Origin of the sequence: Pseudomonas sp. URMO17WK12:I12, from assembly GCF_000514395.1 — a bacterium.
Taxonomy (GTDB): Bacteria; Pseudomonadota; Gammaproteobacteria; order Pseudomonadales; family Pseudomonadaceae; genus Aquipseudomonas; species Aquipseudomonas mucoides.
The window spans coordinates 14,480-36,817 of record NZ_AZVV01000013.1 but is presented as its reverse complement, the minus strand read 5'-3'; the positions used below and the strand labels follow the sequence as shown (position 1 = coordinate 36,817).

19 protein-coding genes are annotated in these 22,338 nt (G+C 57.0%); 7 read left to right on the top strand and 12 right to left on the bottom strand.

The genetic code is table 11. The features are described from left to right. Window positions 1-23 precede the first annotated feature (23 nt). From umoC to D882_RS01000000131220, 4 genes are all read right to left on the bottom strand, one after another. Window positions 24-455, bottom strand: coding sequence for a lysozyme inhibitor LprI family protein (gene umoC, locus D882_RS0118730; protein WP_027924639.1), 432 nt, complete (start codon window positions 453-455; stop codon window positions 24-26). 60 nt (window positions 456-515) lie between these two features. Continuing rightward, on the bottom strand, window positions 516-2,198 hold the full coding sequence (locus D882_RS0118725; RefSeq protein ID WP_027924638.1) for a penicillin-binding protein 2: 1,683 nt from the start codon (window positions 2,196-2,198) through the stop codon (window positions 516-518). A gap of 243 nt (window positions 2,199-2,441) precedes the next feature. Continuing rightward, on the bottom strand, window positions 2,442-3,944 hold the full coding sequence (locus D882_RS0118720) for a M81 family metallopeptidase (RefSeq protein WP_027924637.1): 1,503 nt from the start codon (window positions 3,942-3,944) through the stop codon (window positions 2,442-2,444). Further along, the gene (locus tag D882_RS01000000131220; protein WP_256218430.1) at window positions 3,941-5,278 is read right to left on the bottom strand and encodes an MFS transporter; all 1,338 of its coding nucleotides are present in this window, start codon (window positions 5,276-5,278) and stop codon (window positions 3,941-3,943) included. Before D882_RS01000000131220 ends, D882_RS0118720 begins: the two co-directional genes overlap by 4 nt. 164 nt (window positions 5,279-5,442) lie before the next feature. On the opposite strand from D882_RS01000000131220, the gene D882_RS0118710 reads away from it, so the two are divergent. Together D882_RS0118710 and D882_RS0118705 are read left to right on the top strand one after the other, a co-directional pair. Continuing rightward, on the top strand, window positions 5,443-6,351 hold the full coding sequence (locus tag D882_RS0118710; protein ID WP_256218429.1) for a LysR family transcriptional regulator: 909 nt from the start codon (window positions 5,443-5,445) through the stop codon (window positions 6,349-6,351). A gap of 231 nt (window positions 6,352-6,582) precedes the next feature. Beyond that, on the top strand, window positions 6,583-7,455 hold the full coding sequence (locus tag D882_RS0118705; RefSeq protein WP_027924635.1) for a DNA/RNA non-specific endonuclease: 873 nt from the start codon (window positions 6,583-6,585) through the stop codon (window positions 7,453-7,455). A gap of 17 nt (window positions 7,456-7,472) precedes the next feature. Here D882_RS0118705 and D882_RS0118700 read toward each other — a convergent pair whose 3' ends face one another. From D882_RS0118700 to D882_RS0118675, 6 genes are all read right to left on the bottom strand, one after another. Beyond that, complete coding sequence (locus tag D882_RS0118700) at window positions 7,473-7,994, bottom strand: hypothetical protein (RefSeq protein WP_027924634.1); 522 nt, start codon at window positions 7,992-7,994, stop codon at window positions 7,473-7,475. Next, window positions 7,987-8,847 (bottom strand): transcriptional regulator, encoded by an 861-nt coding sequence (locus D882_RS0118695; RefSeq protein ID WP_027924633.1) that lies wholly within the window; start codon window positions 8,845-8,847, stop codon window positions 7,987-7,989. Before D882_RS0118695 ends, D882_RS0118700 begins: the two co-directional genes overlap by 8 nt. 131 nt (window positions 8,848-8,978) lie before the next feature. Beyond that, the gene (locus D882_RS1000000131675) at window positions 8,979-10,379 is read right to left on the bottom strand and encodes a GGDEF domain-containing protein (protein WP_081743975.1); all 1,401 of its coding nucleotides are present in this window, start codon (window positions 10,377-10,379) and stop codon (window positions 8,979-8,981) included. Window positions 10,380-10,419: 40 nt separating this feature from the next. Continuing rightward, complete coding sequence (locus tag D882_RS0118685) at window positions 10,420-11,529, bottom strand: two-component system response regulator (protein WP_027924632.1); 1,110 nt, start codon at window positions 11,527-11,529, stop codon at window positions 10,420-10,422. 231 nt (window positions 11,530-11,760) lie between these two features. Continuing rightward, complete coding sequence (locus D882_RS1000000131670; RefSeq protein ID WP_050590211.1) at window positions 11,761-15,495, bottom strand: response regulator; 3,735 nt, start codon at window positions 15,493-15,495, stop codon at window positions 11,761-11,763. Window positions 15,496-15,648: 153 nt separating this feature from the next. Then, complete coding sequence (locus D882_RS0118675) at window positions 15,649-15,885, bottom strand: hypothetical protein (RefSeq protein ID WP_027924631.1); 237 nt, start codon at window positions 15,883-15,885, stop codon at window positions 15,649-15,651. 206 nt (window positions 15,886-16,091) lie between these two features. On the opposite strand from D882_RS0118675, the gene D882_RS0118670 reads away from it, so the two are divergent. Together D882_RS0118670 and D882_RS1000000132130 are read left to right on the top strand one after the other, a co-directional pair. Next, complete coding sequence (locus tag D882_RS0118670) at window positions 16,092-16,433, top strand: hypothetical protein (protein WP_027924630.1); 342 nt, start codon at window positions 16,092-16,094, stop codon at window positions 16,431-16,433. 200 nt (window positions 16,434-16,633) lie between these two features. Beyond that, on the top strand, window positions 16,634-17,026 hold the full coding sequence (locus D882_RS1000000132130; protein WP_027924629.1) for a GFA family protein: 393 nt from the start codon (window positions 16,634-16,636) through the stop codon (window positions 17,024-17,026). Between the two features lie 143 nt (window positions 17,027-17,169). Here the strand turns inward: D882_RS1000000132130 and D882_RS0118660 are convergent, their stop codons facing one another. Beyond that, on the bottom strand, window positions 17,170-17,631 hold the full coding sequence (locus tag D882_RS0118660; protein ID WP_027924628.1) for a GyrI-like domain-containing protein: 462 nt from the start codon (window positions 17,629-17,631) through the stop codon (window positions 17,170-17,172). A 68-nt stretch (window positions 17,632-17,699) separates the two neighbouring features. After that, window positions 17,700-18,152 carry a hypothetical protein gene (locus D882_RS0118655; RefSeq protein ID WP_027924627.1) on the bottom strand — a complete coding sequence of 151 codons (453 nt, stop codon included), beginning with the start codon at window positions 18,150-18,152 and terminating at the stop codon, window positions 17,700-17,702. A gap of 154 nt (window positions 18,153-18,306) precedes the next feature. Between D882_RS0118655 and D882_RS0118650 the strand changes: the two genes are divergently transcribed. The 3 genes from D882_RS0118650 to D882_RS0118640 all read left to right on the top strand — a co-directional run bounded on the left by D882_RS0118650 (window position 18,307) and on the right by D882_RS0118640 (window position 22,257). Continuing rightward, entirely contained in the window at window positions 18,307-18,750 is a 444-nt protein-coding gene (locus D882_RS0118650) for an anti-virulence regulator CigR family protein (RefSeq protein WP_027924626.1), read from the top strand. Window positions 18,751-18,865: 115 nt separating this feature from the next. After that, window positions 18,866-19,405, top strand: a complete 540-nt coding sequence (locus D882_RS1000000133200; protein ID WP_256218428.1) for a hypothetical protein — start codon at window positions 18,866-18,868, stop codon at window positions 19,403-19,405. Window positions 19,406-19,671: 266 nt separating this feature from the next. Further along, window positions 19,672-22,257: an EAL domain-containing protein gene (locus D882_RS0118640; RefSeq protein WP_027924625.1), complete on the top strand. Its 2,586-nt coding sequence runs from the start codon at window positions 19,672-19,674 to the stop codon at window positions 22,255-22,257. The last annotated feature ends 81 nt before the right edge of the window (window positions 22,258-22,338 follow it).

Below are 22,338 nucleotides of genomic sequence, written 5' to 3'. Positions count from 1 at the left end.
GCCAGTCGCCTGGGGCTGACTATTCAATCGGAAAGTTGCGTTGTTCTCCAACGGATCAAATCGACTTTGCAAGCACTTACAACATCTCCAGAGCCCGAGCCCCCCATCATGGCGTCTCCCGTCCACTGGCACTGCGCATCTTTGAACGCCTCGAAAGCCTGCTGAGAAGCGAGCAGCGAGGCCAGTGCTTTGGGCGTCGAACTCGAATCGACTTCCTTTGTCCCGGCTTCCAGTTTTTTGTAGGCGATATGCATTTGTGCCAAGGCTTCACTGGTCTTGCGCTCAAGACAAGGCTGCAAGGCGGTCCGAGGTTGATCACCAAGGGTGTCGTAGCATTCGTTCAATGCTCCAACGGGAGCGTCGCTGGTCACTTCAGTTTTTGCAGGTGCTTGAGCAAACGCTGTACCGATGGCAAGGGACGTCGCTGCAACGACCATCCATAGGTTTTTTCTCATTTTATCTATCCTTTGGTAAGTAATTATCTAGAAGGTGGATACGTACTGTTTTCCTGCAAATCAGCCCTGTATTGCCGGTAGGCTTGGACTTTGATCACTCGGTACATTTCTGAGGCGAAGGACGTCTTCGAGTACCTCCTTGAAAATCGGTGCTGCAATCGCTCCACCGAAGTAACCCTTGGCCGTAGGCTCGTCCACTAGAACAGCCATGATGAACTCCGGTGCATTGGCCGGTGCGATACCGACGAACATCGCCCGGTATGCATTGTTTTGATACCCGCCACTGGAGGCCTTGCGTGATGTTCCGCTTTTGCCCGCGATGGCATAACCCTCGATGGCTGCTCGCTTTCCGCCTGCGCCAGGTCCATCCACTGCGTGCACCAGCATATCGAGGATGCTGTTGGCGACCTCCGGGCTCATGACTTTGCGCGGTGTCTGAGGCTGGCCTTTAATGATCGATAAGGGAACCAGGTTTCCATCATTTGCAAAAACGGTATAGGCCTGAACTAACTGAGCCAGATTGACCGACAGGCTGTATCCGTATGAAAGGCTTGCCGTGGCGATATCCGACCATATTCTCCTGGTTGGAACAAACCCGACACTTTCCCCTGGAAAGAGCACAGAGGTGTCACTCCCGAATCCTGCATCCCGCAGCATTTGTGAAATGACGGCACCACCGGTTGATATGGCGATCTTGCTCATTCCGACATTTGAAGAGCGACGAAGGATTCCGGGTAAATCCAACTGATTGTCCCTTCCCACGTCCCGAATCGTATGACCATTAATCTTAACGAAGCCTGGTGCGATCTGGATAATGGCATCTTTGGCAACGACACCTGCCGTCAAGACGGCGGCCATGCTCAAGGGCTTTATCACTGAGCCCGGTTCGTAGACATCGGTAAATACACGATTTCGAATAACCGCCGGGCGAAAACCTTTACGCGCATTTGGATTGAATGAAGGGACGGTGGAGAGTGCCAGTATCTCTCCTGTCTTGGCGTGTATGAGAATGGCGCTTACCGACTGGGCTGCATTATCTTTAAGCGCTTTCCAGAGTGCTTTTTCAACGTGGTGTTGAAGGACCGAATCAATTGTTAAATGTAAGTCGTCTCCAGGAATGACGGGCTTGCGCACGACAATCTCACGGGTGATGTGTTTGAGCCGATTTAAAGTAAGCTCTTGCAGCCCCGGCGTTCCTGATAATTCGCGGTCATACATTAGCTCGATGCCTTCAATGCCTTTCTGGTCAATGTTGGTGAAGCCCAGTGTCTGAGCCATCATCGAAATTTGTGGATAGAATCGCTTGTACTCCTGGCGTTCATATACGCCGGGAATAGATAGTTTTACTACTTTGTTTGCGATTGCTGGATCAATCCTTCTGACTAAATAAGCGAACGATTTGCCCTGAGTGTTCAATGTCAATTGTCTGATCCGTGCAGCCTCCACGGCAAGGTGTTCACTCAACAGGCTTACCTGCTGATCAGTTGGCGCAAACTGCCTGGGATTCACCCACAAGGTGCTGACGGGGGTAGAGACCGCCAGGGGGTTACTGAAGCGATCAAAAACAGTGCCGCGCACGGGTATTGTTTCAATCATTCGCGTTGAACGTTTACGCCCTTCGTTATTCAAGAATTCATGAGAAAAAATCGACAGATGCACAATTCTCGCGGCCAGTACTATTGCGAGGGAGCCAAAAATAGCGAGAACGATGGCGAACCTTGGGTTTTCAGTGAGTAGGCTCATGCAACTTTCCTTGTTCTATATGTGCAGCGGCATGCATACCTGACTAACTTATGGCTATTTTGTTTTTTGATACTCAGAAATTACATCGTGCATCAAGCGTTATTTAAGGGTGGATTAAAAGGGTTGCCTCATGGTGGGGAACAAAAAGGCGAGTTTCAACAGTAACTTGCGGGTGGCTCCGTTGCTTTTTGAGCAACGACGCCGCCACGAAGCGTGTTTGGCAGGAACAAGGACACAAGCCAATCAAGCTGGTTTGTCGAATGATTGACCCAAGGGACTGGTACGAAGGCCGGGTGCAAGGTTTTTCCAGGGTAAATCCGCCGGGTCCGCAATCATCGGTCCAGGTGCCTTCGCGACGAGCACGGCATGTGCCATCGCTTGAAAGTCGGCGCGGAAATGGACAGAGCTTTTGTTGACCAGGATTTTCATTTTTTCCGGTTCAATGCCCACCATCCGGTACAGGTTTCTATCCAGCATCTGGGTTTTTCCGGAGCTCACCCCCACCAGAACACCCTCGATTTTCAGGCATGCCGCGGGGCCAACATCCACTCGCATGCCGTTCATCATCGGGCCGTCGAACTGGCAACATCCGTCGGACAGGAAGATGACCTCAAAACGTCCGGCCAATGGTGCATCGCCTGGGGTCATCGATTGCCCGCCCAGTTCCATGACTAAAGAGGCGCCAATGCCTGCACGATGGGCCATCTGCGCAGCGGCCGGATCGAAGATCAGCCCTATTGCTGCTTGCGTTGCACCCTGTTTCAGTAACGCCCGCAGCATACCCATGGTGTTGGAATCCCCACCTGCGCCGGGATTATCCTGGGTGTCTGCGATGACCACCGGGCGATCGGCAGATGCCGCTAAACGCATCGCCTCGATGACCGAATCGTCTGGCGACAGAAACTCAACTTTCCAACGTGATTCCTCGTCGACAATTTTTTGATACAGCTGTTGAACGGCGCGCTCAACCGCTGCCTCGTCACGCCCATATCCCCACACCACAGGACCGCATTCCGGGAAGTCCGCCGCAGGAAACCCTGGCGCAAACGACAAGGAGAGGATCTCAGCGTTTTCCAGCACTTCCAACTGCTCATACACGCCGAGGGCAGGTTCAAGCAGGGTGCACATCGAGTTGATCGGAATCAGAAAAGGCAGTCGCTTCGAGACCCGCTTCAATTCGCGTCTGTTGTCGAGCAGCCAGGAAAGAAGTCCAGCCGCTTTGGCGCCGGTGGCAGCCATATCGACATGAGGGTAGGTTCGGAAGGCCACTAAGGCATCGCTGTTGGCAAACATGAGTTCCGTCATGTTGGCGTGCAGGTCAAGGGACGCAATGATGGGTACGTGGGGGCCGACGGCGTCTCTCAGCCGCTTCAATAGCGTACCTTCGCCATCGTCGACATGTTCTGCAACCATGGCGCCGTGCAGGTCCAGGTACACGGCATCGAACCGCTCGCGACGTGCAGCGGCGAGGATTTCCTCACTGATGCGTTCGAATGCATCCTCCGTGACATGCGACGACGGACTTGCGCCTGCCCAAATGACGGGTATGAGTTCGTAGGCGAGTTTTTCTGCTTCAAGGATAAAACCGCCGATGGGGAGGTTAATGTCCCGCATGGCAAGAACGTCCACCCCTCGTGCCATTTGTGGAAACCCTTCGCCGCGCTCGAAGTTGCTGTAGTGGGCTTTTGAGGGCGCGAACGTATTGGTTTCGTGCTGGAAACCAGCGATCAAAATTCGACCTGTCATAAGACCTGTTCCTTCGTTGTCGTTGTATGTGCCGGGATGGGGTTCAGCTTGCGAACAGGCAAGTGGTTGGCCGCCAGCAATATCGAACCGAGCAACAGCAGGGCAGCCATGACGAGTAATCCTGCTTGTGTGTTGCCGGTTACTGTATTGGCGTAGCCCATGATCGTCGGGCTGAAGAAGCCGCCCATCAATCCAATGGTGTTGATCAGTGCGATACCTCCGGCTGCCGAATCGCCCTTGAGGTGTTGGGAGGGGAGGGTCCAGAAGATCGTATAGGCAACCCAGACCGATGAAGTGGCAACGGTCAGACAGATCATGGAAATAATCAGTTGTCCGCTGAACAGGGTCGAGGCGACCAAACACACAGCGCAGATCAATGCGGGGATTGCGGTGTGCCAGCGACGCTCATTGAGTCGGTCAGAGCGACGACTGAAGACCTGCATGGCGATAGCGGTGAAAATGTAAGGTATCGCGCAATAAAAGCCTATCTGCAGCAAGTCGGTGACGCCGGTTTCGCGAATGATCGTGGGTAGCCAGAACCCGAGGGTATAGATGCCGCAAATGAGGCAGAAATAGGCCGCCGCCATCAGGTAAACCCGCGGATCTTTCGCCACTTGCCGGAATGAATGATGGTGGGTTTGCTCAGGCGCCAGCGACGCCGTAATCAGTTGTTTTTCTTCGCGCGTCAGCCACTTTGCATCTGATGGACGATCAGGAAGGAACCACAGCGCCATGACGCCCAGCAGCACGCAAGGCGCGCCTTCGATCAGGAACATCCATTGCCAGCCAGACAGGGACGCCGTGGTGTGAAATGAACTCATGATCCAGGCGGAAAGAGGACCACCGAAAATGCCGGCAAGTGGGGCTGCGAGCATGACCGTGGCCATGACGCGTGCCATGCGATCTTGTCCATACCAATAGGTGAGATAGAAGATCATGCCCGGCGCGAAACCGGCTTCAAACACACCTAGAAAGAAGCGCAAGACGTAAAACTGAGTTTCGCTTTTGACGAAAAACATGCAGGCGGAGGTTAACCCCCAAAGGATCAGAATGCGGCTGAATGTCTTCCTCGCGCCGATTTTGGGGAGCAGTAAATTGCTGGGGATTTCGAACAATGCATAACCGATGAAAAAGATGCCCGCTCCCAGGCCATAGACCGTGTCCGAGAAGCCCAGGTCGCTTTGCATCTGCAGTTTGGCGAAACCAATGTTGACGCGATCCAGGTAGGCAAAGATGTAGCAGATCAGCAGGAAGGGCAGGAGGCGCCAGCTTATCTTTCGATAAAGCGCCGCCGTTGATTCGTTCTTGTTTTTATTCATATTCAACCGGTTCAATTCCGACCTCCGAGAACTTATGGGTTGTCTGGATCAGGAAGACCGCGTCATGGTGGGTAACAAAGGGGTTTGTTGCAACGGCAGCTTTTAACCCATAGTGTTGCTTTTAGAGCAACGGAGCCAGGGATGTTTACTCGACCATGAGAGAGATAAACCAGCGCCGAATGCGCTACTTCTTTGCCGTGTTGTCCCACGGTTCCATCAGAGCCGCAGCAGAAAGTCTTAACACTGCACCGTCGGTGATCACCCGACAGGTAAAGCTGCTCGAAGAGGAGGTGGGGGTGCAGTTGTTCAATCGGCAAGCCCGAGGCGTAGAGCCAACCGAGTCGGCGAAATACCTGCTGGAATTCTGGAGAGGCTGCCAATCCCAGCAAGAACAACTGGAGGACCGACTGGGAGAGCTGCAGGGGTTGCAGAGAGGGGAGGTGCGAATCGTTTGCAGCGAGGGATTCATCGATCGTTTGATGGACGATGTCCTGGCCGATTTTTGTGGCGAATACCCCGGGTTGAACGTGCACATGGACGTTTTACCCAATAAAGATGTGCTGACGGAAGTTGCCGAAAGCAGGGCGCACATAGGGCTCGCCTACAACCCCTTGGCCCATGCTGATATCGAGTACAAAGCTTCTTCGCATCAACCCGTAAAGCTGCTGGTCAGTGCCGGCCATCCTCTGGCGCAATTCAAACATCCCATCAGTGTCAGGCAATTGCTCAGCTATCCACTGGCCGTCATGCCACCCGAATTCGGTTTGGGTCATGTGTTTGAGCTGTTAGTGCATTCCGAGAATGTTGAAGTAAAACCCACCTTGGTGACCAACTCATTGGCCGTACTTCGGCGATATGTTCTACGCGGAAAGGGGGCCACCTTGACCGCTAGTTTGTCGGCGCTTGACGAATTCGAGTCCGGTGAGCTGGTGGCATTGGAAATTGATCATCCAGTGTGCCAGAACGTCAATGCCCGACTTTTAGTTAAGCAAGGGCGTCCATTGTCGACTGCCACGGAAGAAGTATTAAAGCGGATCAAAACTCGCATGCAGATATTTGCAGGCAAGTCAGGACGCGCGCTCGATTGACGGCCCGGCCACCCATAGAGAAGCTGACCCGCTCGCACTAAAGGGATTTATGGTGGTCAATAACCCCCGCACGACTCGCAGCGGTCGGACTGCCCGCAACCGCATCGGTATTTTGATCAAGGACTGTGAACGCATGCTCACCGCACTATAATCCGCAACCGCCTCCACCGAGTCCCGCGAATCGGGACTCGCCATTCGTTTATTCCTCACCTCACATCGAAGATCTAACGCATGTACCTACGCAAAATTGCAGTTGGGCTGTCGGCCCTTGTTTTGCTCTCGACCGGGGCGCAAGCCCGCAGCCTGCTGGATCTCCTCAAGCCGCCCACTCAGCATCAGGAACAAGTGTCCCGCTCGGGTTCGATCAGCCAGGGCGCGGCGCTGGACCTCTATTCAAACAAACAGAAACAGGCCTCGTTCGACGGCTGCGCCGATCTGTTTCCGGCAGCCCGGCCGATCAACATCGCCACGGTGCCGGCCACCATGAACCCGTTGGCGTTGTGCTCCGATAACTTCGCGGTGCTGTACTCGCAAACCAGCAAGACGCCATTGGTGGTGGTTGAGCGACTGAATGCCGCCCAGCTACAGGACGCCAAAGGGGAGGAGCGCACCAACCAGTTCTACCCGGATCCACGCATTCCCAAGAGTGGGCGGGCAGAGTTGAGTGACTACCGCAGCCAACACCCGGCCGTGGACCGTGGTCATCAATCCCCGGCCGCCGATGCGCCGAACCCCAATGCCATGGCCCAATCCTTTGCGTTGTCGAACATGGTGCCGCAGGACCCGACCAACAATCGCAAGATCTGGAGCAAGGTCGAGTCGGATGTCAGGAAGTTTGCCAAGCGCGCCGATGGCAACGTCTTTGTCTTTACCGGCCCGATCTTTGATTCGGGCCATAGCACCATTGGCGACAACAAGGTCTGGGTGCCGACGCGCCTGTTCAAGCTGGTTTACGACGCCTCGTCGAAGCGCGCCTGGGCGTACGTGCTGCCCAACGCAGAAACCCGTATCGAGAGGCCGATGGATTACGAGACGTTCGTGAAAACCACGGGGTTGAAGTTGCTCGGTAACTTGCCGGTCACCGGTTCTGTAGGGCGCACTTGATCGATTGCACCGGGCCATTAACCCTTGCTGTTCGATGATGGACGCTGACTGCACAGAATGAACATGTCACTGCCGTCATCGAACAGGTAGCGCGTTTCGGACACTGAACGCATCCAGTAGCTCACGCTGTTGTCCGAGCGGAAAATAAACATCCCCAGCGCGCCCGACAGTTCAGGAATCGGACTGTCCGCTTCGCCCTTGGCGGAGCGCTCGACAGTGAGCTGCAATCGCTGGTCCTGTCGTTGCACCCCAAAGGCACTGTTGCGACGCAGAGCGCCGATTTCAGCTCCCGAGTCGGCATCGATCAATCGGGCCACCATGCGCATGTGGCTGAGCCCGGTGGGCCGCAAGTCCAGTCTGAAACGTGTCATCAGCCACGCAGGACGTACTTCGGACGGCACTTGGTGCGCGCTTTCTCCCGTGCACCAGAGGTCCGGTTTAGTTTTGTGTTCGCCCGCCAGGCGCCCCAGCGCCAACCCCGACAGGCCAACGACGACGAAGGCCAGGCACCAGATTGTGTTTGCGGCGCGTCTAGTCATGTTGTTGGACGCCAATGCAGCGACTGCTGGCCGTTTCCAGTTCGCCATCGCAGAGAATCTGATCAGCCCCACGACGCGACGGTAACAGGTACAGGTGGATGTTTTGCGCCGAGAGGCCTAGAAGCCCTGCCAGTTTGCGACTGTTCTGAACCATCAGTTGCAGGTGTGATGTCGCTGAAGGTTGTACGTCCTGAGCCGACAGATGCACGCGCACGTCATCCATCGTGACGGGCGCGGCGAACGCGGGCTGCGGCGCCTCAGGGGAGGGGGCCAACCAGGTTTTCCCCGACAGGAAAGCAAGTACGCCCCACAGCGGCAGTGCGAGCCCCAGGCCCCAACGCTTTGGTGATGTGATCGGGAGCACGGGCATGGGAGCCGAATCGGGTCTGGCTGATGCAGGCAATGGCGGTTCGTCCTCTGCATCCGCCCTGTTCGATTCAGGAAATGCAGCAGGAGCGGGCGCCTCGTTGTCAGCCACCGTCTCGCTCGGGGCAGGCGCCGTTTTCGCAACGGCTGACAACTCCTCGACTTTCACCCCATCGACGAGCTTGTAACCAATGCGTGGCAAGGTCTGGATGAATTCGCGATCGGGCTGCAGTTTCTCCAGGGCCAGGCGCAATTGCCGGACTACCTGGGCCAGGCTGTTGTCGGTCACTTCCAGCCCATATTGCCCCCAGGCGCCGGCCATCAGCTCGCGCTTGCGCACCACGGCACCGTCCGACCGGAGCAACATGGCCAGGCAACGGCTGGCGATTGCACCGATGCGCAAAGGCTCCTCATCGGCGTCGGCACGAAACAACAGGAAGTTGTTCTCGTCGAACACCAGGTGTTCATCAATCAGCAATTGGCCCATGGCGAGCTTCCGTGCGTGGCAGGACGGCAAGTCGGATATGCGTCCTCGACCTCTAGAGTTAAGCGGCCATTTCTTGCTTTGGCCAACCTCTGTGCGCAACAGGTGGCGAAATCACCGCCAAAGGACTGAATTCAGGCCAGCGCAGAATCGGACAGGATCTCACTGGCAAAGCGGTCGCGTCCTTGCTGCTTGGCGTGATACAGCAGCCGGTCCGCACGGATCAGCAAGTTCTGAACGCTTTCACCGGGGCCATTCCAGGCGCTGACACCCAAGCTGCAGGTGACGCCAATTCGCTTGCTGCCGTACTCGACGGGCGAGGTGCGCAGCGCTTGCAGCAGCCGGTTGGCCATCTGTTGTGCGCCCGGCAGATCGGTGTCCGGCAGCATGATGAGGAACTCCTCACCGCCGATGCGGGCCACCAGATCCTGTTGCCGTACGGTCCGTGTCAGCAACTGCGCAAGAAACTTCAGCACCTGATCGCCGCCGTCATGGCCGTGGGTGTCATTGATCTGCTTGAAGTGGTCGATATCCAGCATCAATACGCAGACCGAACCCGGTTTGCGCGTGGCGCGCGCCAGTTCCATTTCAGCCCGCAACATCGCGGCTCGGCGATTGTACAGGCCGGTGAGAAAGTCGCGAGTGGCCGCCCGATGTTGCTCCACGCTGGCGTCCATCAGGTACGCCACCAGCCCACTGATCAGCAGCAGACATGCGAGTACTGCAATGGCCAACAACAATCCGAGGCCGTTCAGGCTCAGGAACTGCGACAGAAAGTCCGGGGCCACCGGCTCACTGTAGATCCGCATTTGCAGCCCGTGGTGCAGGTTTGAAAAATTGCGAAAGAAACGCTCTTCGCCTTGCACTTGAAAAGGCAACGAAGTCGACCAGGCCGCCTTCGTAGCGGGCAGGTACGTTGCCTTGCCAGCAGTGAAGTGGATGTCGAAATACAAGGTGGGCCCCTGACCCTGGGACAGGGCGACATGCACGACAAGCCCCTGGGCAATCGCAGACCCCATCGCCTGCGGGGGCAGCAGCGGCTGCGGCTCCAACCGGGTTTGCGTTTCCTGGATCACGGCGTAACGCCCGTCGCAGGTATAGCCCAGCTGTTGCCGGCTGGTCATGTGGATACCGCCGTCCTTGAGGCGGATGCGCGGCGCCTGCGGCTTGGGCAGCGGTGCCAACTGGTGAATCGGCACCCGCAATGTGTACTGTGAAAGTCCTTCGACATCCGCAGATTGCGTCGCCGTCGCGCGCTGTTGCCCGGCAATGAACTCGTCTGACAGGCAGCCCGTGGGCGGCGGATTGGCCATCAGCATCGACTGCTGCAATTTATGGGTTTGCAGGTTGTTCAACAGGCTGGAATAACCCCAGGCACTGCGTTGCGCCAGCAGTGCTTGCTGACTCTCCAGCAGCATGAGGTATTGGCGCTGATAGCGATCGACCACGGCAACCACGATAAGCATCGACAAAACGGCCACTGTTATCCAGCAACTGCGCTTGATAGCCTGCGCGTGCCTCACGACCCAGCTCATGATCTTTACTCCGATGTGCCAACCGGCACCGTTTGTATCTTCACTGCCGTACCTCGGTAACCGGGTCGGCATAGCGTTCGGCGATCTGTTCAAACTCTTTTTCAATAGCGATGAAGGCGGCCGCCACATCCGGATCGAAATGCCGGCCGGCGCCGTCGCGGATGATCGTTGCCGCTGTTTCGTGGCACATTTGCGACTTGTAGACCCGTCGGCTTATGACCGCGTCGTAGACATCGGCAACCGCCATCAGGCGGGCGCTGACCGGAATGGCCTCACCGGCCAGACCATTGGGATAACCGCTGCCATCCCATTTTTCGTGGTGGCACAGCGCAATTTCCTTGGCGATGCGCAGGAAGGGCACTTGCGCCCCCAGCATGTCCTCAGCATGTACCAGCGCTTGATAACCGAGCCAGGCATGGGTCTTCATGATTTCGAATTCGGCGGGCTCAAAGCGTCCCGGCTTGAGCAGGATATGGTCGGCAATACCGACCTTGCCGATATCGTGCAGGGGCGCCGACTTGAACATCAGCTCAATGCTTTGATCATCCAGATGGGCGCTGAATCGTGGGTGATCGCGCAATTTTTCCGCCAGCAACCGAACATAGTGCTGTGTGCGTCGCAGGTGGTTGCCCGTCTCGTTGTCGCGGGTCTCGGCCAGCGACGCCAAGGCCAGGATGGTCACGTCATGGGTGGCTTGCAGCTCACGGGTCCGCGCCAGGACCTCCTGATCGAGGTAAGTATTCTGCGAACGCAACAGATCAGCTGTCGCCTTGAGGCGCAATTGGGTCTGCACCCGTGCCAGCAGCGTGGGCGGGTTGATCGGCTTGAACAGATAGTCGGTCGCGCCAAGTTCGAACCCCAGGCACTCATCTTCGTTCTGATTCCGCGCGCTCAGAAACAGGACCGGCACATCACGTGACTTAGGATCCGCCTTGAGACGACGGCAGACCTCATACCCATCCATGTCGGGCATCATTACATCCAGCAGAATCAGATCGGGTATCGCTCGCTCGACGATCTGCAACGCCTGAGCACCGCTGTTAGCAACGCGCACATGATAGAGATCAAACAACAGCTCACTGATCAGCTGCAGATTGGCCGGCATATCGTCGACCACCAGCACGGAGGGTCGAGGGGGGGAGCTGTTCAAATGGACGTCCTCGTGACGGGGTCACCGGATGGGGTGGTCAAGCAGCCGGGAGCAAACCCGAAAGCGCGACGGGACGCAGGTCCGTCGCTTCTGCCAAGTGACTGCAGTAACGCATGCCTCCCACACAACTGCTCTGAAATGGCCTGAACGGTCGCCGCCGGCCGCTGAAAAACGCTGAAAATTTCTGATCAGCGCGTTTTCAACGGCTTCTATCCTCGTATTTGCATACGTTCACTGCGCCGGTTGCACAGCCCGCAGGGCCTCTCTCAGGCAGACCTGGGCCTGCCCGAAATCGAATCGTTTGACCGCGCCTTCCAGTGGCGCAAAGCGATAGGAAAACGCGCCGCGCAACACGCTTGCATGGGCGGAAAAGTAGGGCACTGCCTGCGCATCAAACTCATCCAGCAGCACATCGAGGTCTCGGCAGATCCGCTGCAACTCGACAACGTCGACCGCTGCCGGCGCCGTCTCGACGTCGCAAGGCAGCTTCTGCCGCAGTTGCCCCAGCAGTGCCTGCAAGGGGACGGACAACGCCTGCGAACCGAGTTGCAGCTCATCGATCGGGCGCTTTGCGCGCAGTGCGAGCTCCAATGCGCTGGCCGCTTGAGCGACGGCGTCGGCACCGATGGTCGCGGAGGCGCCTTTGCAGCTATGGACCAACAACTCGGCTTTAACCAGTTCGCCCGCCGCCAGCGCTGCACTTAATCGTTCCAACAACGGGCTCTGGTGGTCCAGGTAGCGGTGCAACAGGTCCGCATACAGGCTGTGCCGGCCGAGTACCCGTCGAAGTCCGGCAACCGTATCTACGTCATCGAGTTTCAAACCCTCGTCAGCGTCACTCCCTGCTGTGACTGCGCGTTGCGGGTGGAGCGGCGTTTCCGTCAGCCAGCGTCGCAAAATGGCGTAGAGCGTCTGCGGTTCGAAAGGCTTGCTGAGAAAGTCATTCATGCCAGCGGCCAGACAGGCGTCATGATCACGCTGGCTGGCGTTGGCGGTCATTGCGATCACCGGCAGCGTGCTCAGCCCCGGCAACCGGCGCAGCAGACGGGTAGCGTCCAGACCATCGATCACCGGCATCTGCATGTCCATGAACACCAGGTCATAGCGCACTTCCGACAACCGGTTCAGCGCCTGATGGCCATCCGCCGCGATATCAACCCCACACCCCACCGCCCGCAGCAATTCGGCGGCCACCTGCTGGTTCAGTTCATTGTCATCCACTAGCAAGACACGGGTCCCTTCGGCCGCTCTCCAATTGCTGAAAGGCTTCCCGTCGGTCAAGCCATCAATGACAGGGCTACGTGCCAACTGCAGGCGCAGCTCAAGCCAGAAGTGACTGCCTTCGCCCGGCACGCTCTGAACGCCGACTTGACCATTCATCAACCCGGCCAGTTGTTTGGCAATGGCCAGCCCCAGGCCCGTACCACCAAAGCGTCGTGTGGTGGAGGCGTCAGCCTGCTGGAAGCTCTGGAACATGTGCTTTAGCTGTTCGGACGAGATCCCGATGCCGCTGTCGGTCACGCTGAAATGAAGCAAAGCGTCATCCGCACCTGCCTGACGCAAGCTCACCTCAACCCGGATCTGTCCGCGTTCGGTGAATTTCACCGCATTGCTCAAGTAGTTGAGCAGTATTTGCCGCAGTCGAAGCGCATCGCCACGCAAGCATTCGGGCACGTCGGCCCCAATGTTAAGGCGCACATCCAGGCCTTTATCGGCAATGCGCGGACGTACCTGATCGAGCGCTTCTTCCAGCAATTGGACCAGGCTGAAGTCACGGACTTCCAGCTGAAGCTTGCCGGCCTCGATCTTGGAGAAATCCAGAATGTCGTCAATGACCCCCAGCAAATGCCGGCTGGAACTTTGGACTTTTCTCAAGTAGTCGCGCTGACGTTCATTCAGTTCTGTCTTCAACGTCAGGTGAGTCATACCGATGATGGCGTTCATCGGCGTGCGAATCTCGTGGCTCATGTTGGCGAGGAATTCGGCCTTGATGCGTGCACTGTCCTCGGCCAGTTGCCGCGCCTGTTGCATCTCGTCTGCAGCCGCTTGTTGGACGGAAATGTCTTCGATGATCCAGATCGACCCGCGCGACTGGTTTCCAGACGCGATGGCTCGGGCACTGACGCTGGCCCAGAAGCATTGGGCGTCCTTTCGACGCAGTTGAATGTGCTGCTGATAAATGTCGCCGCGTTCCAGCGCCTCGCGGACCTGCGCTTCCAGCGTCATCAAGGTTTGCGTCGACATGACCTGATCCAGCCAGATCAACGGGGAGCGCTGCAACTGCTCGCCCGGGCCGTATCCCAATAATTCATCCAGCCGCGAATTGGCCTGTGTGATCAACCCGCCCTGCACCAGTGCAATGCCATAGGGCGCCGAGCTCACAATGGCCTGCTGCAGTTCGTGCGCATCACGCAGGCTGCGTTCTTCGGCTTTGCGCTGGCTGAGATCGCGAATCGCAACGCATAGGCATTGCCCTCGATCCTCGCGCGCGGGCAGCAGGCACAGGCGCATCTCGGCAGGAAACTCGCCACCATCGGCACGACGGGCAACCAGCTCGACGGTGTCGAGCACTTTGTTGATGCGCACCCGCTCGAGCAAGTGATCAATCGCCTCAAGCTGGTTGTCGGGCACCAGCGTGCGGTAACTCTGGCCCAGCAAGCTGCCGGAGGCATAACCAAAAGTTGCTTCGCTTTCCTGGTTGGCGAGTATCACGCCGTGTTCGTCGAACACCAGCAGCGCTTTGGGGGCAAACTCGACGATGCCGCGGTACCAGCTTTCGGTGGCTTCAAGGGACTGTTGGCGCTGTTGCAGTTTTAACGCCTGTATTTCCAGCTGCCGCGTCTGCCGGTGAGCCTGCTGCAACAACTGCAGATTGTGCATTCGCTGCTGCAGCAAACTCAGCAAGGTGCCCAGCCGGTTGGGCAAGTTGTCGAGTAACGTCAGCTGGGCGGGGTCCGGGCGATGAGCGAAATTGAGCTCCAGGCTGGCCAACTGTTGCCCTTCTTGCAGCAGCGGCAAGCTGAAATGCACCTGGCCAGTACGGAGGGTGAAGGGCACTGCGTCGAATAGCAACACCGCCTTGCAGCCCAGGGATTCGCCCAGTTTTTGCTGCAACGTTGCCGCAAAAGCCTCCCGGCTGGCACATAACTGCAAGGCTTGCACCAGCTCGCCGAGGTGGCCCTTGACCCAGTGCTGGCGACGCTGTTCTTCATTGACCTCGACATAGGCATCGAATGCCTCGGCCAGGGTCGCGACTTCAGCAAGCCCCCGACGGTGCGGCGACTCCCCGAGGGCTTCGCCCGCATGCAGGCGGCGTATGCGCTCGGAAAGACTCAATAACGGCATCACCAATTGGCGACGCAAGATGACCAGAAAGGCCAAAAGTCCCACGCTCAGCGTGATCAGTTGCGTCAGGACATTAATGTGGCTAGCCAGCTCGGCATTGTGCCGGGCCGCCTCGAAGTCGCTATTAAAACGTTGGGTGGTCGAGAGTGTCAGCTGATTGAGCGCGGCGGCAAAATTCCACTCGGAGTTGATGTAGGTGGTCGTTGCAAGTAGTGACGACCCACCTCTGTGGAAACTCTCCTTCATTGCCACGCGCTCCATGCCCGTCTGCTTGAGGTCCATGTCCTCGACCGTGGCCAGCAATCGTGTCTCTGTGTCCGTCAGTCCAATCACTCGAAAATCCATCGCTGCGGCGTGGAATGCCTGGCCGTCTTGCCATTTTTGATTGTATTGGGAGAGAAACAACTCATCGCCGGTGCCGACATAGAGCCTCGCCAGTTGAGTCAGTTCGCGGTTGAGGGTCGACATTCTGGCAACGCCGATAATCGTCTGATGGCGACGATCAGTGGCTTGCTCGGCCTGTTTGCCAAAGTACTCATCCAGAGCGACGGTCGTCAGGCAGGCCACCAGCGCCATACCAAATCCTATCGAGATGAGTTTGCTCAGACGTTCCAGGCTCATGGGGTCTCCTGCGACAACAGCCTCGGTCATGCGCCGTAAGCTTGGGAGTGCAGTAAACCGTTACGCCTTCAGTGGTGCTGTGAAAACAGCTGATTCAATCGAATCGGTTTGATGAAAAACGCTGAAAAGGTGTGAAACGCCGGGATCGCAGCGCTAAAGCCACGTATTCACCACCCGCCGATCCAGCTCCTCCCATTCCGCCATGCCCAGCACCCGCGTGGTGTTCAACCCACGCAAATAACCGCGCAACTGATTGGCCGTGGCTCGCGAGAGCTCCGGCTCGGGCGGGTTTTTGCTCATCAGCACGGTTTCGTACTGGACCAGGTACTCGGCCACCCGGTCACGAAAATCCGGCAAAACCGCATCGCGGATCAGGTCAAAGGTTCTCAAGGCGTGATCCTCATCAATCTTTTTGTGGGGGGTGTTTGAGTGTGCATCCATCGGCGTGGCGCGCAACTATTGCTAGACGTAATAGTGACCATTACCAAACACAAGTTCTTCTTTGTCGACAATAGTCGGAAAATCGCCCCCATCGAACACGCGGCTGAAAAAAAACCGCGTGATGAACCGAACATTTTGTTTTCAGGAAGAGACCGATGCGTCCTTTATTCGTAGCTGCCACGGCAGTTGCCTCAGTGTTGCTCGCCGGTTGTGCCTCCGCGCCGAACGACCCGACCCTGACCTTGCAGACCCGCAAGACCCCGGCCCAATACGCCGACTGCGTCGTCCCGAAATTGCAGGGCAGTGCGTTGAGCCCGACCGTTTCGCAGACCTCGCGCAGCTACCGGATCGTGGTGCCGAGCAAAGTCTCCACGGACAACGTGCTGGAAGCCTACAAGTCCGGGGACGGCGGCAAGGTGTTCATCTACGAGCGACATCTGCTGGCCTCAAGCTTCTTGCCGTCGAGTTTTGAACGCGCCGCACAGGATTGCATTTGACCTCGGATTGAACGCGTTTTTTACAGAGCTCCTTTGGTTGGCCGCAACCAACCAATTTTCTTGCCCCGCACCGCATTTTCGGTGACGGGGTTTTTTTTTGTCTGAAATTGAACAACCACGTGAGTGAAAGAATGGCGTGCGCCCCGTGCTGCTATCTTCTTAATCACCTTGCGAATGCGTGATTCCAGAGGAGGTACAGCATGGATCGATTCACGGGCGGCTGTCTGTGCGGCAATATCAGGATTGTGGCCTCGGGCCGTCCTTACCGGGTCGGCCTTTGCCACTGTCTCGATTGCCGCAAGCACCATGGGGCGCTGTTCCACGCCTCGGCGATATTCCCTCAGGAGGCAGTGACGATCGAGGGCGAGACCGGCGATTACGCCGGGCGGTTTTTCTGTCCGCGTTGCGGTTCGTCGGTTTTTGCCCGCTCGGGCGATGAAATCGAAGTGAACCTGGGGTCGTTGGATGCCCCTGACCAACTGAAGCCCACATACGAAAGCTGGATCGTGCGTCGCGAGTCCTGGTTGCCGGCGTTCCCGCTCACCAGACACTATGAACACGATCGGGAAGGCACGGGGCGCGCGGAGGAGTAGGGTTGCGGCGATAAACGACAAAAAGCCCGCTTCGGCGGGCTCTCTGTTTGGGGTCAAATCCATTTGTCACTTCAATCTGCGCTCTGTTCTGTAAGCGTTTCGTGAAAAACGTGTTGTCGAAATGAAAAAGTTTTTCGGAACGCCTACGACACGATGCCGATATGAATCTGAACTTCGTCTGGACCGCCATACGATTCAAAGTCCGTGGCATAACAGCGTTGCACCTGTGGAAGCGCTTCAAAGTAGGCCCAAATAGTCCCCCAGGCCTGGATAACGGCAGCCGGCATGGCGCCGCGGGCCTCGAAGACCATGTACTTGCCTGCCTGAATCCCGACGTTATCGAAGTCGCGGTTCGGCGTACTGACCGAGACACCCGCCGTCACGTCGTAAGCACCGCTCGCATCAGAATCGTAGTCCGAATACACGCCGACAATCGGCGCCTCGGTCAACCGTTGCGGGATCTTCTCGGCAACATTGTCGGAAAAAAAGCGATCCCACAAACCAGGGATTTTTGCGCGGTCCTGCGTTGATTCATCGCGGTTGTTCGTACGTACGGTCAGACCCGCCACGTGAAAGCTGGACAGGTGTGCGATGTTGGGTTCCATTCCGGGGACACTCACTCTTTATAGAAGAACCCGAATTAAAGCACACCCTGATGCCAGTAAAGAGGTGGCTACTTCGCCGTGCTGCCTTGCTTGATATCCCCGCAGAAAATATCGACATTGCCATCCGTCGATGCCGTTCGCACGACGATGGAATACCCACCCGCCAGTAACACCGACATGGCAACAGGCACGGTTCTGGATAACGTCCAGCCGCGTATTGGCTGGCGTTCGGTATTGACCTGATCATTCATGGCGTACGCCACCGCCCCGGGTTTTTCGCAACTGCCTTTATAGATGAAGGTGTAGAGGCGCAGGGGCAGGGTGACACCGCTTGGCGCACCGCTGATGAAGAAACTGAGTCCGGTTTTATTGTCAAAGCTAGTCAACGTTACATCGCCGATCTGGCCGGCGTTCTGCCGCGTGGCAACTAACGGCACGGTCACACTGGGGTTTGATGATGTGGCGCAACCGAAAAGGGTTGCGCTGACCAGTAGCACTGCCAGTGAATGTTTGAACTTCATGGCCAAACTCCTGCGTCGAAGAACTGCGGGGGTGATTAGCCGGTATAGCTCATTAATGGTATTTCTGATGTTTTGCGCACGAAATTGTGCACACTTGTTGGATTGCAGTACTAAATTTCAGTACAGCGTCCTGCCACGAAGAAGGAACGACACCATGATCAGATCTCGCTTATTGATTTCAGCCGTTACGTGCCTTGCGTTGATCGTCGGCTCAACAACGGCATTAGCCGACCCTGGTAACGGAAAGGGTCAGGGTAACGGCAAGGGAAACCCGCACAACAATCAGGCCCATGGAAACCAAGGCAAGGGCGGCGATTGGGACAACGGCCCAAGCATTGATCGCGGCAGTGTCCTGGGAATTATTGGCGGGTATCCGGGCTACTGGAACTCTGGGCCTGCATTGCCACCGGGCATTCAAAAGAACCTTGCGCGAGGCAAACCGTTACCACCGGGTATTGCCAAAAAACTGGACGGTCGGTTAGTCGGCAGACTGCCTCATTACGATGGATATGAATGGCAACAAGCTGGCACGGACTTGATATTGGTCGCACTCGCCACCGGGCTGATTTACGAAGTGCTCAACGGTGCTTTTGATTAGTATTTGAGTCTCGTTTTCAATCGCGCAGTAAAGGCATTCCGTCTATCGCGGGACTTGAACTGACTGGGGTCTGACGCGTCTTAAAACACGTGATATCAACCCTATGGAAGCAATCATGCTTTTAAAAAACAAGAGTCTCGTTGCTGTATTGTCATGCGCCATGATGCTTGCAGCCGCCCCATTACTGCCTGCTGACCTATCCATCATGAACTCCGCTTATGCGAAGGACGGTGGTGGTGGTGGTGGTGGTGGTGGTGGTGGTGGTGGTGGTGGTGGTGGTGGCGGCGGTAATGGCGGCGGTCACGGAGGTGGCGGTGGTGTTGGCGGTGGTGTTGGCGGTGGCCATGGTGGCGGTACAGCCGGCGGCCACAGCGGATCAGATCACGCCGGCGGCATTAGCAGTAACGGGCGCGGCGACGGGCTCAGCAGTGACCATGCCGGCAAAGCTGTTCGCGATCATGGTGAAAGTGGTAACCACTACGGCAGTGATCGCAATGGTGACCGCGGTCATGGCTCAACGACTTCAGGCATCGCTCACTCCAAAGACACTCGCGGCGTAGCTAAAGCCCGGGCTGTGGCGACTACGACGCCAGGCGATCACAACACCAAAGGGTTGAGCAAAGTCGGGACGTCGGTATCGCCCAAGCTGCATTGATCTGCCGTACCTCGGACTCGGCGCCTGTTTAAATCCGTTCTTCAGGCGCCGCACTCGGCAACCATTAATACCCCCTCAGCGTTATCGCTGATCACCCATATCCAGCATAAATTTCTGACGTGTTCCGAGTAGTGGACAGATTCCTCGTCTACCCTCTGCGAGAGCATTGTGAACGGCCACGCGCAAAATCAGGTCATTCATTAGTTCGCTAATTCAGCCGATAACGTGGCGTACACCCCTCTTGCATCAACGACCAGCGGGAATTTATGCCGAATAGCCTCGCCTCTATCGTCCACTCCCTCTCTCATCGTTCAAGTGTGTCGCTGGCACGGACTTCACTGTTCAAGTTTGTCGGTCTGTTAGCCGGTGTGTTTTTACTGGCCAGCTTTTCACTGGTTTATCTTGCAAACGATTTAGACCGGACAGAGGAAGTCGAAAGTGCGTTTTACACAAAGAAGGCGGTGCAATCGCTGGAAAAGTCGCTGCGCTCAGTCGTCAAGGACTACGCATTTTGGGGTGATGCCTACAAGCACTTGCATGCTCAAGTAGACCCGGATTGGGCCTATGTACGGCAAAACGCCGGGCCAACGCTTTACACCGACTTTGGATTTCAGGGGCTGTTTGTCGTCAACGACGTCAATCGCACGGTTTACTCGGTGATCAAGGGCGAACTGAAATCCGTTGCCGCGTCAGAGTGGCTGGGGGAAGCCATTGCGCCGATGCTGGAAAAGGCACGTGCAGGCGCGGATTCAGAAACACCGACAACCGCCTTTATCAATATTGGAGGCGAACCCGCGCTGGTCGCGGCAGCCGCTATTACACCGGGAACCGACCCGACCGTGGTGTCTGATGCCCGGCTACCGTCGGTGTTGATTTTCGTCGACATTCTCGACAGCGCCAAGCTTGAGCTATTAGGTAATGATTTCGGGGTCGAGGGCCTGCATGTCGCCACGGCTGATGATCTTGACGCGACGTCTTTCTTTCCACTGGGAGAGAACGGTGCTGCCGGCAATCTGTCTTGGAGTCCGTCCAGCCCAGGTCTGCGGTTACTGGGAGTAGGGCTGCCATTGATCGCCATTGCCGCGTTGTTGGTGTGCCTGATGATCTGGGTTATTTTGCGGCGCACCACCGCCAGTGCGGTGGCGCTGGACGCCAGCTACACCTCGCTTCAGAACAGTCAGGACGCCCTCGGCATCAGCGAAGCGCGCTTTCGCGACGTCGTTGAAGCCATCTCGGACTGGGTATGGGAAATAGGGGATGGTGGGCGTTTCACCTATTTGTCCGATCGATTTGAAAATGTCACCGGGCTCTCCCGGGACGCCTGGATCGGTGCGTCGATCAATGATCTGCTGGCCACCGAATTAGGTTTGCTGACCCAATGGTTGAGCATTCCGAACCGTCGTCCGGACATCAGCATCCAGTGCCGCTATATCGATGCCAAGGGGCGAGAGCGCATCACGCGTATCTCGGCCCGGGACATGACGGGCGCAGGGTTCCGGGGCACCGCAACGGATGTGACGGACGAAGTCGAAGCCCGTCGGCGCATCGAATTCCTTTCCCAGCATGATGCCCTCACCGGGCTCCCCAACCGGACCCGTCTTCAGGAGTTTCTTGACGGTAAACTCAAGGCAATGCCGACGGTGGAACAACCGCTGGTCATGCTCTGCCTGGACCTGGATCGCTTCAAGCCGGTCAATGACTTGCTCGGGCATGCCGCCGGTGACCGCGTGCTCAATGAAGTGTCGAGTCGCCTGGCGGACTGCGTGCGCCACGGCGACCTTGTCGCCCGGGTCGGGGGGGATGAGTTTGTACTGATCCTCAGTGACGTGAGTTCCCAGGAAGAAGTCGAGACCCTGTGTCATCGCCTGATCGAGTCCGTTGAGCGGCCCATAGAGATTGATCAGCAGGAAGTGTTTGTCAGCGCCAGTATCGGCATCGCGATGGCGCCCAATGATGCGTGCGAAGCGACCGAGTTGCTGCGCTATGCGGACATCGCGTTGTACGAGGCAAAGTCGGGCGGCCGTAACACCTGGCGCTTTTATGCAGGCGATATGAACGCCAGAATCATTGAGCGCCGTCGTCTGGAAAACGACCTGCGTTTCGCCATCAAGCACGGTGAGCTGCGCCTGCATTTTCAGCCACGCTATCGTATCTCGGACGGTCAGATGGTCGGTGCCGAAGCGCTGGTCCGGTGGCAGCATCCCGAGCGCGGATTAATCCCCCCCGATACGTTTATCCCTATCGCCGAGGAGTCCGGGCTGATCCTTTTCCTGAGCAACTGGGTGATCCAGACCGCATGCCGTTGCGCCGCAAAATGGCCGGAGAATTTGTTCGTCTCCGTCAACCTGTCATCGACCGAATTCAAGCGCGGCAATCTGGTCGAGCGCATTCAGAAAACACTGCACGACACCGGAATCGACCCTGCCCGGGTCGAGCTGGAAATTACCGAAAGCGTGATGCTCGAAGATGCCACGGGTGCACTTGAGATAATGCGCACACTCAAACGCCTTGGCGTGCGGATCTCCATGGATGACTTTGGAACCGGATATTCATCGTTGAGTTACCTGCGCGCGTTTCCATTCGATGGCCTGAAAATAGACCGCAGTTTCTTGAACAGGCTGGATGAAAGCGAGGATGACCGGGCCATTATCCAGGCGATCGTGGGCTTGGGGCGCGCGTTGGCGCTCACGGTGACGGCCGAGGGCATTGAAAGTGCAGAGCAGATGAGCTTGTTGAAAGCGGTGGCGTGCGATGAAGGCCAAGGCTATTTCCTGAGCCGGCCACTTGATGTGAATACGTTTAATGCGTTGGTCGGCGTCAAAGGCAGTGCAGTCAGCGCCAGCAACGTTTAAAGGTTGGGAAATACAGTCCAAAAACGCGCCATACGGACCGATCGCGCGCGGATTTTCATTGGTGGCCAATCCGTCATATTC

What these genes read in the sequence shown, in the direction of transcription:
- D882_RS0118655 (WP_027924627.1), bottom strand. Translation starts at nt 18,152, where the DNA reads ATGAAGTTCAAACATTCACTGGCAGTGCTACTGGTCAGCGCAACCCTT.
- D882_RS1000000132130 (WP_027924629.1), top strand. Translation starts at nt 16,634, where the DNA reads ATGGATCGATTCACGGGCGGCTGTCTGTGCGGCAATATCAGGATTGTG.
- D882_RS0118710 (WP_256218429.1), top strand. Translation starts at nt 5,443, where the DNA reads ATGCGCTACTTCTTTGCCGTGTTGTCCCACGGTTCCATCAGAGCCGCA.
- D882_RS1000000133200 (WP_256218428.1), top strand. Translation starts at nt 18,866, where the DNA reads ATGCTTTTAAAAAACAAGAGTCTCGTTGCTGTATTGTCATGCGCCATG.
- D882_RS1000000131675 (WP_081743975.1), bottom strand. Translation starts at nt 10,379, where the DNA reads ATGAGCTGGGTCGTGAGGCACGCGCAGGCTATCAAGCGCAGTTGCTGG.
- D882_RS1000000131670 (WP_050590211.1), bottom strand. Translation starts at nt 15,495, where the DNA reads ATGAGCCTGGAACGTCTGAGCAAACTCATCTCGATAGGATTTGGTATG.
- D882_RS0118670 (WP_027924630.1), top strand. Translation starts at nt 16,092, where the DNA reads ATGCGTCCTTTATTCGTAGCTGCCACGGCAGTTGCCTCAGTGTTGCTC.
- umoC (WP_027924639.1), bottom strand. Translation starts at nt 455, where the DNA reads ATGAGAAAAAACCTATGGATGGTCGTTGCAGCGACGTCCCTTGCCATC.
- D882_RS0118660 (WP_027924628.1), bottom strand. Translation starts at nt 17,631, where the DNA reads ATGGAACCCAACATCGCACACCTGTCCAGCTTTCACGTGGCGGGTCTG.
- D882_RS0118720 (WP_027924637.1), bottom strand. Translation starts at nt 3,944, where the DNA reads ATGACAGGTCGAATTTTGATCGCTGGTTTCCAGCACGAAACCAATACG.
- D882_RS0118700 (WP_027924634.1), bottom strand. Translation starts at nt 7,994, where the DNA reads ATGACTAGACGCGCCGCAAACACAATCTGGTGCCTGGCCTTCGTCGTC.
- D882_RS0118705 (WP_027924635.1), top strand. Translation starts at nt 6,583, where the DNA reads ATGTACCTACGCAAAATTGCAGTTGGGCTGTCGGCCCTTGTTTTGCTC.
- D882_RS0118695 (WP_027924633.1), bottom strand. Translation starts at nt 8,847, where the DNA reads ATGGGCCAATTGCTGATTGATGAACACCTGGTGTTCGACGAGAACAAC.
- D882_RS0118640 (WP_027924625.1), top strand. Translation starts at nt 19,672, where the DNA reads ATGCCGAATAGCCTCGCCTCTATCGTCCACTCCCTCTCTCATCGTTCA.
- D882_RS0118650 (WP_027924626.1), top strand. Translation starts at nt 18,307, where the DNA reads ATGATCAGATCTCGCTTATTGATTTCAGCCGTTACGTGCCTTGCGTTG.
- D882_RS0118725 (WP_027924638.1), bottom strand. Translation starts at nt 2,198, where the DNA reads ATGAGCCTACTCACTGAAAACCCAAGGTTCGCCATCGTTCTCGCTATT.